The sequence below is a fragment of the Lachnoclostridium phytofermentans ISDg genome (assembly GCF_000018685.1).
Lineage (GTDB): Bacteria > Bacillota > Clostridia > Lachnospirales > Lachnospiraceae > Lachnoclostridium > Lachnoclostridium phytofermentans.
Genome location: NC_010001.1, coordinates 3,173,936 through 3,185,486, shown reverse-complemented (window position 1 = coordinate 3,185,486; position 11,551 = coordinate 3,173,936). Strand labels below are relative to the sequence as shown.

The 11,551-nt window shown below is 36.1% G+C and carries 10 protein-coding genes; all 10 read left to right on the top strand.

Annotated features, from left to right (window positions below; all coding sequences use genetic code 11):
- Nucleotides 1–9 precede the first annotated feature (9 nt).
- The 10 genes from CPHY_RS20880 to CPHY_RS13400 all read left to right on the top strand — a co-directional run bounded on the left by CPHY_RS20880 (nucleotide 10) and on the right by CPHY_RS13400 (nucleotide 11,235).
- Nucleotides 10–690, top strand: coding sequence for a BofC C-terminal domain-containing protein (locus CPHY_RS20880; protein ID WP_012200619.1), 681 nt, complete (start codon nucleotides 10–12; stop codon nucleotides 688–690).
- Between the two features lie 56 nt (nucleotides 691–746).
- Nucleotides 747–1,970, top strand: a complete 1,224-nt coding sequence (locus tag CPHY_RS13440) for a BaiN/RdsA family NAD(P)/FAD-dependent oxidoreductase (RefSeq protein ID WP_012200618.1) — start codon at nucleotides 747–749, stop codon at nucleotides 1,968–1,970.
- A gap of 18 nt (nucleotides 1,971–1,988) precedes the next feature.
- Nucleotides 1,989–3,635 (top strand): NAD(P)/FAD-dependent oxidoreductase, encoded by a 1,647-nt coding sequence (locus CPHY_RS13435; RefSeq protein ID WP_012200617.1) that lies wholly within the window; start codon nucleotides 1,989–1,991, stop codon nucleotides 3,633–3,635.
- A 154-nt stretch (nucleotides 3,636–3,789) separates the two neighbouring features.
- On the top strand, nucleotides 3,790–4,638 hold the full coding sequence (gene proB / locus CPHY_RS13430) for a glutamate 5-kinase (RefSeq protein WP_012200616.1): 849 nt from the start codon (nucleotides 3,790–3,792) through the stop codon (nucleotides 4,636–4,638).
- A 324-nt stretch (nucleotides 4,639–4,962) separates the two neighbouring features.
- On the top strand, nucleotides 4,963–5,172 hold the full coding sequence (locus tag CPHY_RS13425) for a DUF896 domain-containing protein (protein ID WP_012200615.1): 210 nt from the start codon (nucleotides 4,963–4,965) through the stop codon (nucleotides 5,170–5,172).
- A gap of 2 nt (nucleotides 5,173–5,174) precedes the next feature.
- Nucleotides 5,175–5,747, top strand: coding sequence for a 5-formyltetrahydrofolate cyclo-ligase (locus tag CPHY_RS13420; protein ID WP_012200614.1), 573 nt, complete (start codon nucleotides 5,175–5,177; stop codon nucleotides 5,745–5,747).
- A 105-nt stretch (nucleotides 5,748–5,852) separates the two neighbouring features.
- The gene (locus CPHY_RS13415) at nucleotides 5,853–7,100 is read left to right on the top strand and encodes a glutamate-5-semialdehyde dehydrogenase (RefSeq protein ID WP_012200613.1); all 1,248 of its coding nucleotides are present in this window, start codon (nucleotides 5,853–5,855) and stop codon (nucleotides 7,098–7,100) included.
- A gap of 326 nt (nucleotides 7,101–7,426) precedes the next feature.
- Complete coding sequence (gene miaB, locus CPHY_RS13410) at nucleotides 7,427–8,890, top strand: tRNA (N6-isopentenyl adenosine(37)-C2)-methylthiotransferase MiaB (RefSeq protein WP_012200612.1); 1,464 nt, start codon at nucleotides 7,427–7,429, stop codon at nucleotides 8,888–8,890.
- A 184-nt stretch (nucleotides 8,891–9,074) separates the two neighbouring features.
- Nucleotides 9,075–10,625, top strand: coding sequence for a ribonuclease Y (rny, locus tag CPHY_RS13405; protein WP_012200611.1), 1,551 nt, complete (start codon nucleotides 9,075–9,077; stop codon nucleotides 10,623–10,625).
- Between the two features lie 265 nt (nucleotides 10,626–10,890).
- Nucleotides 10,891–11,235: a hypothetical protein gene (locus CPHY_RS13400; protein WP_041703682.1), complete on the top strand. Its 345-nt coding sequence runs from the start codon at nucleotides 10,891–10,893 to the stop codon at nucleotides 11,233–11,235.
- The last annotated feature ends 316 nt before the right edge of the window (nucleotides 11,236–11,551 follow it).

The window sequence follows — 11,551 nt, the reverse complement described above, 5'->3', positions numbered from 1 at the left end:
GAACAGTCTATGAAGCGATTGGTTGGTTATTTCTTATGTTTTGTGGGATTATGTGCGTTTTTTACAACGTGCTATTATATTAGTTTTAGGCGGGCATTGAGTCATTTTAACGAAAAAGCAGTGGAGAGGGATCATCAATTACTGCAATCGCTAGAAGAATATAAGAAACAAGAATTACTATTATACAATCAGAAACAGGTACAGGTGACACCGGAACCAGATGTTTCTACAACAAGTAATGAACAAGATATTATATTACCAAGTACGAAGTATATACTAGAGACTTATCAATTAAAAGACAATTCCCTAGTGAGAGAAGAACTAGCACCAACAGCAGATTTAATTGGTTTGACGAGAAGAGAGATTATCTTAAAATTAAGTGATTATATGAAGGAGATACCGATATCCGAAGAAATGGATGGATTATATGGCTATGAACTCCTTACTTTCTCACCAAAAGAATTTGTGATTCGTAAGAGTTATAATGCAGATATGCATAAATTCCAATATTATGTTGCAGTAAGAGACGGTAAAGTTATTGTCTATTATAGTGATCGTAAGACTGTTTATGAACAGACAGAAATCGATGCAGTAAACCTACCAGAAAATGACCGCAATGAATTAATGAAAGGAATTGAAGTTAGGACAAGAGATGAATTATACTCTCTACTAGAAAGTTATTCAAGTTAGTATAAGATATGAATTATACTCTCTATTGGAAAGTCATTCAAGATATGGAGGTAAGGATGAGATACGATTGTATTGTAATCGGTGGAGGGGCCTCTGGAATGGTAGCTGCTATTTTTGCAGCGAGAAGAGGCCAACGAATCGCTATCATAGAACATAGGGAACGATTAGGCAAGAAGATTCTTGCTACTGGAAATGGAAAATGTAATTACACAAATCAGGTACAAACACCAGATTGTTACCGTGGAACTCATCCTGAATTTGCAATGGCAGTGCTACGTCAGTTTGACGTGGAGCAAACCATTGCTTTTTTTCAGTCTTTGGGTATTTATCCCAAGTTAAGAAACGGGTATGTATATCCAAATTCTGAGCAAGCTGCGGCGGTAGCTGACGTTTTAGCCATGGAGCTAAAAAACTTGAAAGTGGATGTATTTTTAAAAGAACATGTTTTAAACATAGAAAGAGAAGACCAAGGATTTTTACTTCGTACAGAGGAGAAAAAGGAATATCGTTGTAATAAAGTAATTATTGCGACCGGCGGTTTGGCTGCACCAAAACAGGGCTCGGATGGAAGCGGCCTTAAGATACTAAGAAAACTTGGACATACAATAATTGAGCCGTTTCCAGCTTTGGTTCAACTAAAAGCGGAAGGTAAGTTCTTCAAGCAGATCTCTGGTGTCAGAATAGATGCAAAAGGAGAGCTTTTTTCAGGATCCAAAAAGGTGACAGAGGAAATTGGCGAATTTTTATTTACGGACTATGGAATCTCTGGTATCCCAGTGTTTCAAATGAGTAGATATGCAGTAGCTTCAGTGATGCAAAGGAAAGACACACAATTATTGCTTGACTTTTTCCCTCATATGTCTGAAAATGAATTGCAAAACTTATGGCAAGAAAGAATCAAGTACGGAGGATATAAGACTGTAGTTGAATTATTCACTGGGCTTTTAAATAATAAGTTAAGTAATACTTTATTAGCAGTGGCAAAAATCAATCCAGATGTTAGTGCAAAGAAGCTGTCAAAACAGGAGAACCTTAATATCATTAGTCTATTAAAGAAATTTCCAATTTCGGTTACAGGAAGTAACGGATTTGAAAATGCTCAGATTAGTGCAGGTGGAGTAAGTACTGAGGAAGTGAACCCAGAAACTATGGAATCAAATCTTGTGAAAGGACTTTATTTAACAGGTGAAATTCTTGATATTGATGGTACCTGCGGTGGGTATAACTTACAGTGGGCATGGTCTACAGGAGCGGTTGCAGGACAACATATAGTAAAATAACAAACATGGAGGAAGCATATGATACGAATTAACCAATTAAAACTCTCCATACAGCATACAGAGCAAGAACTACGGGAGGCAGTTTATAAAAAACTTAAAGTAACTCCCGAAATAATTCGTTCCATCACCATTAGAAAGCAATCAATCGATGCTAGAAAGAAAACGGAAATCAAATACATATATGCGATTGACGTTTCAGTGAAAGACGAAGATAAAATCGTAAAGCGAGTAAAAGATGCGAATGTAACTTTGGTTACTGAGTCAGAATATTCGTTTACTATTCAGGGAAACGATTCCTTAAAGGAACGACCGATTGTTGTCGGAAGTGGACCAGCAGGACTATTTTGTACCTATTTCCTTGCAAAGAATGGATATCGGCCGATTCTAATAGAACGTGGTCAGGCGGTAGAAGAGAGAATAAAAACAGTGGATCAGTTCTGGCTTGACAATTGTTTAGATACCGAATCTAATGTTCAATTTGGAGAGGGTGGAGCAGGTACATTTTCAGATGGTAAGTTAAATACCATGGTAAAGGATACGACAGGACGTATTAGACAGGTTCTGAAAGTACTTGTGGAGCATGGCGCACCGGAAGAAATTTTATATAAGAATAAACCACACATTGGTACCGATGTGTTAAGTATGGTGGTAAAAAATATCCGTGAAGATGTCAAAGCTTGTGGAGGTACAATTTATTTTGATACGAAACTTACGGATGTATTGATTGAAGATGGAGTTGTTACCGGAATAGAGATAACAAAACGAAATCGAAGCAAGTTCGATAATGGTGTGACAAGTTCAGATTCTTCCATAGAAAAAATCCCGTGTTCTGCTTTAATACTAGCGCTTGGACACAGTGCGAGAGATACATTTGAGATGTTATACCGCCGTGGACTTACGATGGAGCAGAAAGCATTTGCTGTCGGTGTCAGAATGGAACATAAACAGGAGTTAATCAGTAAAAACCAATATGGTGCTGAGTACGTACACCTATCTGCAGCTGATTATAAGGTAACACATCAGTGTAACAATGGAAGAGCGGTATATTCCTTTTGTATGTGTCCTGGTGGTTATGTAGTGAATGCTTCTTCTGAAGAAGGAAGATTGGTAGTTAACGGAATGAGCTATCATGACCGAGCAGGGGAAAATGCAAACTCTGCTATCATTGTAACAGTTGGACCAGAAGATTTTAAAAAGATACCGGGAGCTGTTGATACACCACTTGCTGGAATGGAATTTCAAAGGTACTATGAAGGGTTAGCATATCAAACTGGACGGGGGAATGTTCCGGTTCAACGATATGGAGACTTGTTAAGAAGCAGGGAGAGTGTTAAAATAGGTCATATTAAACCGAATATTCGTGGAAATTATAGTTTAGCTAATTTAAGAGATTGTTTACCAGATTACATGGTAGAATCAATCATTGAAGGAGTTCAAGCATTTGACAAGAATATTACCGGTTTTGCAGATGAGGATGCTATACTTTCTGGAGTGGAGATGAGAACCTCTTCTCCACTTCGAATCCTGAGAGATGAGGCTTTGGAAAGTAACCGAAAGGGAATCTATCCTTGTGGTGAGGGTGCTGGATATGCTGGCGGGATTGTTTCAGCGGCTGTAGATGGAATGAAAGTATATGAAGCTTTGGCTGTGAAGTATCGTCCATAGCAGATATTTGTTAAAATAAAAAGGCGATTTTTATTTTATAGTTATATTTTACTGCATTTGCTAGCAGATGTAGAAACGAATCAGTGTGAATTAATGGTTCGCGCTTGTATTGGGACCGAGTATGGCTCCCTGTCAGAAAGGGGATTAGTTTAACATGAGAGAAATACTAACGCACAAGCAGAGAATAGTAATTAAAATAGGTTCTTCCTCTTTAACACATCAGGAGACTGGTAACCTAAATTTATCAAAGATGGAGAAATTGGTACGTATTCTAACGGATCTTACAAACCAAGGGAAAGAAGTTGTTCTTGTTTCCTCCGGAGCAATTGCAGTTGGTAGAAAATCCCTTGGCCTAATGAAAAAACCCGAAGAATTAGCACTGAAGCAAGCATGCGCAGCGGTAGGTCAGGCACGTCTTATGATGGTATACCAGAAGTTATTTGCAGAATATAATCAGATTACAGCACAAATATTGATGACGAAGTACACTATGATTAATGATATCAGTCGAGAAAATGCACAGCGTACTTTTCATGAGCTACTTAAGCTTGGAATAGTACCGATTGTAAATGAAAACGACACAGTTACAACAGACGAAGTGGAATTTGGTGATAATGATACGCTATCAGCCATCGTTGCTGCTTTAGTTGATGCTGATCTATTGATTTTGCTTTCTGATATTGATGGACTTTATAGTGATGATCCTAGAAGTAATCCAGACGCGACTTTTATTGATACCGTTGAGGTGATTGATGATAATATCTTAAAGATGGGCAAGGGTGCTGGTTCTAATGTTGGTACTGGCGGTATGGGTACTAAAATATCAGCGGCTCGAATTGCGACAGATGCTGGTGCAGATATGATAATAGCAAATGGTGAGGATTTAAGTGTCATCCCTCATCTTTTAGAAGGAAAGAATGTCGGAACATTGTTTAAGGCTCATAAAAATCAAGATTTTAATATGTTAGATTACCTCTCAACCAAACAATATCCTAAAGAATAATAGGGTATAGATTAGTTAGGAGTTTTTATACACGACAATGAAAGTTCATAGTATGCTTTTTCTTGTTTTAAAGGATTAAGGATTAGTAGTAAGTTAATAAGTTTATAAGAATTCATATTAGTGAATTAAGAAACTTATAAGAATTCGTATTAGTAGATTAATAAACTTAGAAGAATTCATTAGTAATTAATAAACTTAGAAAAATTAATTTTAGTGAATTAAAAAACTTAGAAGATTTCATGTAAGTAATTATAACCTTTAAAATCAATAGGAGTAAGTAATGAACTTAGAATATTAGTAATAGAATTAGGAGTAAATTTTCATATGGATGAATTAAAAATAGATAGAATTAATGAATTATATCACAAATCCCAAGCGGAAGGATTGACAGAAGAAGAAAAAGCGGAACAACAAAAACTTCGTCAAGAATATATTGCTGCGATTCGCCAAAACATGCGTGGAACGCTCAATAACATCTCATTATTAAATCCAGATGGTTCAGTAACCGATTTAGCAAAGAAGGATAAGAATTAAAAATGATGGATAAATACACGCTTAGAGAGAAAAATAGAACCCAAAGGAATCAAATGTCAGAGGAAGAGTCGAAGGTAAAATCATCGACTATTTTAGACCAATTATTAAGACTTCCTGATTTTATGATGGCGGATGACTTATTTACTTTTGTATCTTTTGGGAAGGAAGTAGATACCCATGGACTGATTACAGGTGCACTTCTATCTGGTAAGCGTGTGTATGTACCAAAAGTTTTAGATAAAAAATTCATGGAATTTTATCAAATAGAGACCCTAGAGGAACTCTTACCAGGAACTTTAGGAATTCTAGAACCGGAACCAAAGAACATGGGACAAATGAAAGAAGATCGAAACCAAATCATGATAGTTCCAGGGTTAGCTTTTGATTTGATGGGTAATCGTATTGGCTATGGTGGAGGTTATTATGATAGATATTTCATAGAACATCCGAATCCGAATCTGAAAAAAGTAGCAATAGCTTATGATTTTCAAATAGAGAAAGTGTTACAAACAGAACAGTTTGATGTACCAATGCATAGAATTGTTACAGAGAAACGTCAAATTGTATTTGATTGAGAAGTATAATTCAGATCTTTGTTGATAATTAAAAATTAAGTAATTATTATCTTTAACGAGATTATCAAGTAACGAATTACGAATAGAATAAAAGGAGGTATCAGTATGGAAGATTTATTAGTGATTGGTTCTAAGGCAAAAGCAGCTGCTAGTGAACTAAGTCACCTTGTACAGACTAAAAAAAATGAAGGCTTATTGGCTTGTGCCAAAGCATTGATTATACATCAGAAAGAAATTCTTTCTGCGAACCAGCTTGATATTGAAAATGCGGAAAAGAATCAGATGAAGGAATCTCTAATTGACCGTTTACGTCTAACTACCAATCGTTTGGAACAGATGGCAGATGGATTACGTCAAATCGTGTCCTTAAAAGATCCAATTGGTGAAGTTCTTTCGTCTGAAATCCGTCCCAATGGTCTTCAGATATTAAAGCGCCGTGTACCAATCGGTGTTATCGGTATCATTTATGAATCCAGACCAAATGTAACCTCAGATGCATTTGGACTTTGCTTTAAAGCAGGAAATGCGGTGGTATTAAGAGGTGGTAGTGATGCAATTCATTCTAACCTTTCCATCGCAAAAGTTTTAAGGGAAGCATTAAAAGAAACTGGTATTAATGAAAATGCAGTACAATTACTAGAGGATACCAGTAGAGAAACTGCGACAAAGCTAATGAAACTGAATGAGTACATAGATGTACTAATTCCTAGAGGTGGAGCAGGACTAATCAAGTCTGTTGTTGCAAATAGCACGATTCCAGTTATTGAGACTGGAACTGGAAATTGTCACATCTATGTAGATGAATCTGCTGATTTTAAAATGGCACTAGATATTATCGATAATGCAAAAACACAGCGTTTGGGAGTATGTAACGCTTGCGAGTCTCTTGTTATTCATGAGAATGTGTTAGGAGAGTTTTTACCACAGGTATATCAAAGGCTTACAGAGAAACAGGTTGTATTTCGTGCGGATGAAAAAGCTAGAGCAATCTGCCCTCAAATGGAGGAAGCAACAGAAGAAGATTTTGCTACAGAATATTTAGATCTTTTGATTTCGGTCAAGGTTGTTAAGGGAATAGAGGAAGCAATTGCGCACATTAATCATTATAATACTGGTCATTCTGAGAGTATAATTACGTCTGACTATCAAAATGCAATGAAATTTCTGGAGGAAATCGATGCAGCTGCAGTATATGTAAACGCTTCGACTAGATTTACTGATGGAGAAGTATTTGGACTTGGTGCTGAAATTGGAATAAGTACACAAAAACTTCATGCCAGAGGACCTATGGGATTAGAAGCATTAACTTCTACAAAATACGTTGTATTTGGTAATGGGCAAATAAGACCTTAAGAAAATGGATATTGTGAATTAAGAGACTATATGCTGACTCATTCACTTTCAGCTGAATGACTTGCTTGAAATGTCTATTGTGAATAGAAACTGGATATTCCTAGTAGCTTAAGTGCTGCCGGAGGGGGTATCCAGTTTTGTTGTTTTGTATTTCCACTTGCAAACTAGGAGTATTTCTCGTAAAATACTATAGGACATAAGATTAAAGCATAACGAGAATAAATAGCAAACTTTTGATTCTCATTTTAAATTAGAGATTTTGTGCTATCGAATCCTTGGCACATTTTTATAATGAATATATGATCTGTTAATTATGGAGGATAACAATGAGCGAATTAGATAACTTAAAGAATAATATAGATTTGATTGACTTATCCGGTTTAGTTCCAGAGAAAGAACCAGAACGCCAATATTACTATATGGCATTATGCAAAGCGGAGGTTAAGAAGGTAGCAGACGAATTGGGACGTCCGCTTACTTTTAATGTGCAGACATTTGGATGTCAAATGAATGCCAAAGACTCAGAGAAGCTTGCCGGTATCTTAGAAACCATCGGCTATGTGGAATCAGATTCTGAAGAGGCTGATTTTGTAGTTTATAATACTTGTACCGTTCGTGAGAATGCGAATACCAGAGTATATGGACGTATCGGTTTTCTTGGAAACTTGAAGAAAAAGAATCCTCACATGAGAATTGCACTTTGTGGTTGTATGATGCAAGAGTCTCATGTGGTAGAAAAAATAAAGAAAAGCTATCGTTTCGTTGATATCGTTTTTGGTACTCATAATATCTTTAAGTTAGCGGAGCTTATTTATGCGAGACATACCACGAAGAAGATGGTAATTGACATATGGAAGGAAACAGATAAGATTGTCGAAGAACTTCCTAGCGAACAAAAGTATAAGTTCAAAGCAGGTGTCAATATTATGTATGGGTGCAATAATTTCTGTAGCTATTGCATCGTTCCGTATGTGCGTGGTAGAGAACGTAGCAGAAATCCAGAGGACATCATTAAAGAGATTAAGCAGCTCGTATCAAAGGGTGTTGTTGAAGTTATGCTCCTTGGTCAGAATGTCAATTCCTATGGCAAGACACTTGACGAACCAGTTTCCTTTGCACAGCTACTACAGATGGTAGAGCAGGTGGAGGGGCTTAAACGTATTCGTTTTATGACACCACATCCTAAGGATTTATCAAATGATGTAATTGAGGTTATGAAAAACAGCAAGAAAATCTGTAATCATATTCATTTACCAGTACAGTCTGGAAGTACAGAACTTTTAATGAAGATGAATCGTAAGTACACCAAAGAGGATTATCTTAACTTAGTAGACCGTATTAAGATGGCGATGCCAAACATCTCCTTAACTACGGATATTATTGTAGGATTCCCTGGTGAAACCGAAGAAGATTTTTTAGATACCTTAGATGTAGTTCGTAAAGTTGGGTATGATAGCGCTTATACCTTTATCTATAGTAAACGAAGTGGAACTCCAGCAGCAACTATGGAAAACCAGATTCCAGAAGAAGTGGCAAATGAACGTTTCCAGCGACTTTTGACAACAATTCGGGAGTCTTCTTCTAAGATTTCAAAAGACGATGAAGGCAAAATTGCAGAAGTTCTTGTAGAAGAAGTAAATGAGCAAGACAATAGTTTAATGACTGGTAGATTAAGTAACAATGTGCTCGTGCATTTTAAGGGAACAAAGGAGTTAATTGGAAATATTGTATCTGTGAAATTATCAGAGTGTAAAGGTTTTTATTATATGGGCGAAATGATGGAAGACTAAAAATGTCTTAATTCATTCAAATTAATATAATGTGCTTTATATATTAACAATTTCAACATTTTACGAAAATATTCATCAAAATGCATAAAATTTTCCAATGTGTACTTGACATAAATATAAAAACAGTATAAAATTTATATGTTGTATACATGTACAATGAAAACTAAATAAAGGAGGTGCTCCTGTGCTTATAAAGATAGTAATTGCTTGTGTGATTACTGCGATCATAGTTGCTCTGATTGCTTGGAAATCTGCCATTAGCTACTATAAAAAAGTCGTAGAAGGCAAAATTGGTAGTGCAGATGAAAAAGCAAGAGAAATCATAGATGAAGCTTTAAAAACGGCGGAAACTAAGAAGAGAGAAGCTTTGCTTGAAGCGAAGGAAGAGTCATTAAAGACAAAGAATGAGCTCGAGAGAGAGACGAAGGAACGTAGAGCCGAGTTACAGCGTTATGAAAAACGTGTGTTAACAAAGGAAGAAACACTTGACAGAAAAACGGAAGCACTGGAAAAGAAGGAAGCTAAACTCGTAGCGAAGGAGCAAGAACTTGATAGACTCCGTGTTGAGGTGGAAGAATCCCATCAGAAACAAGTAGCAGAGTTAGAGAAAATTTCCGGTTTGACCTCCGAACAAGCGAAGGAATATCTTATTAAAACTGTCGAAGATGAAGTAAAACATGAAACTGCTGTACTAATTAAAGAATTAGAAAGCAGGGCAAAAGAAGAGGCTGAGAAAAAGGCAAAGGATTATGTTGTTACTGCAATTCAGAAGTGCGCTGCAGACCATGTAGCTGAGACAACGATATCTGTTGTACAGCTTCCAAATGATGAGATGAAGGGTAGAATCATTGGTAGAGAAGGACGTAATATTCGTACCTTAGAAACCTTAACTGGTGTCGACTTAATCATTGATGATACACCTGAAGCTGTCATTCTTTCTGGCTTTGATCCAATTCGTAGAGAGACTGCAAGAATTGCTCTTGAGAAGTTAATTGTAGATGGACGTATCCATCCTGCAAGAATCGAAGAGATGGTAGAAAAAGCTCAAAAAGAAGTGGAAACGATGATTCGTGAAGAAGGTGAAGCAGCAACCTTAGAGGTTGGTGTTCATGGCATTCATCCGGAACTTGTTAGACTATTAGGTAAGATGAAATTTAGAACAAGCTATGGTCAGAATGCATTGAAGCATTCCATTGAAGTGGCTATTTTATCCGGTTTATTGGCCGGAGAAATCGGTGTTGACGTACGTATAGCTAAGCGTGCAGGTTTATTGCACGATATTGGTAAATCAGTTGATCATGAAATGGAAGGAACGCATGTACAAATTGGTGTTGATTTATGTAGAAAATATAAAGAATCTCCAATTGTAATAAATGCAGTGGAAGCACATCACGGTGATGTGGAATTCCAATCCTTAATTGCCTGTATCGTTCAAGCTGCTGATACAATTTCAGCTGCTAGACCTGGTGCTCGTAGAGAAACATTGGAGACATATACTAACCGTTTGAAACAGTTAGAAGATATTACCAACGGCTTTAAAGGGGTCGATAAGTCATTTGCAATTCAGGCAGGACGAGAAGTACGCGTTATGGTGGTACCAGATCAGGTTACCGATGACGATATGGTATTACTCGCTCGTGACTTATCCAAGAAGATTGAGTCCGAATTAGAATATCCGGGCATGATCAAAGTAAATGTAATTCGTGAATCAAGAGTTACAGATTACGCGAAATAAAAAATGAAATAAACATGAGGTTGTGGAAAGTGTTATAAATGTTGCATTTATAATACTTTTACAACCTCATTTTTTTGAATAGGTACTATGTATATCCAATCGAGGGCTCTTACAGTAAAGAATATCAATTTCTTTTGCTCCAAAACAAAAAAACACATGTGGTCTATAAGTTGCTGATTTTAGTGGTAGGAGCTTTTTTAACACTATAATATTTGCCATATTTTCCTAGTTAGTATATAATTAAGAAAAATGTGGGAGGTAAGATATGTTTGATAATGTACAAGAATCAATAAAAGCAATTGCTAAATTTATATTTTGGTCATCTATAGTGGTGGCTATAATATGGTTGATATATAGCATTGACCATAATGCTAAACTCAATGAATCTTATTATGAGATAAAGGTTGAATTGAGTCTAATACCACCTGTACTCTTATTTTTTGGAGGGATTGTCACATCTTTCATTATGTATGGTTTCGGAGAGATCATTGAAGTTCTGAAGAATATTGATAGTAAAATAATCAACAATGAAGGTACAAAAAATATTGATTATAAATCTACCGTTAATTCAAACGAATACAATATTGAGCAAGATTCAAGCCACATGTAAAAAATCATAAAATTAAATAGTGAATTTATCAGTGATAAATTCCTGAACCTTGATTGTTCGACGTAGTGACAAGAAGAACTGAATTTGTAGCATACAAGAAAAACAGAAGTGATATTAGTAGGTTGAATGAAAAGTTAAATTCCAGTGTAAAGTTAAATTCCAGTATGCAGGCTAAATTCCATTTTATCTAGGTTTGAGCTATATTATAAATAAAAAAAATATAGTATAATAGGCTAACAGGAATGATCGGAATAAAAAAACTGCATGGCAAACAGACGACTGGAGAGTTTTGTGCAAGACTAAATTCCACCCGTCA

What these genes read in the sequence shown, in the direction of transcription:
- proB (WP_012200616.1), top strand. Translation starts at nt 3,790, where the DNA reads ATGAGAGAAATACTAACGCACAAGCAGAGAATAGTAATTAAAATAGGT.
- miaB (WP_012200612.1), top strand. Translation starts at nt 7,427, where the DNA reads ATGAGCGAATTAGATAACTTAAAGAATAATATAGATTTGATTGACTTA.
- CPHY_RS13425 (WP_012200615.1), top strand. Translation starts at nt 4,963, where the DNA reads ATGGATGAATTAAAAATAGATAGAATTAATGAATTATATCACAAATCC.
- CPHY_RS20880 (WP_012200619.1), top strand. Translation starts at nt 10, where the DNA reads ATGAAGCGATTGGTTGGTTATTTCTTATGTTTTGTGGGATTATGTGCG.
- CPHY_RS13415 (WP_012200613.1), top strand. Translation starts at nt 5,853, where the DNA reads ATGGAAGATTTATTAGTGATTGGTTCTAAGGCAAAAGCAGCTGCTAGT.
- CPHY_RS13400 (WP_041703682.1), top strand. Translation starts at nt 10,891, where the DNA reads ATGTTTGATAATGTACAAGAATCAATAAAAGCAATTGCTAAATTTATA.
- CPHY_RS13420 (WP_012200614.1), top strand. Translation starts at nt 5,175, where the DNA reads ATGATGGATAAATACACGCTTAGAGAGAAAAATAGAACCCAAAGGAAT.
- CPHY_RS13440 (WP_012200618.1), top strand. Translation starts at nt 747, where the DNA reads ATGAGATACGATTGTATTGTAATCGGTGGAGGGGCCTCTGGAATGGTA.
- CPHY_RS13435 (WP_012200617.1), top strand. Translation starts at nt 1,989, where the DNA reads ATGATACGAATTAACCAATTAAAACTCTCCATACAGCATACAGAGCAA.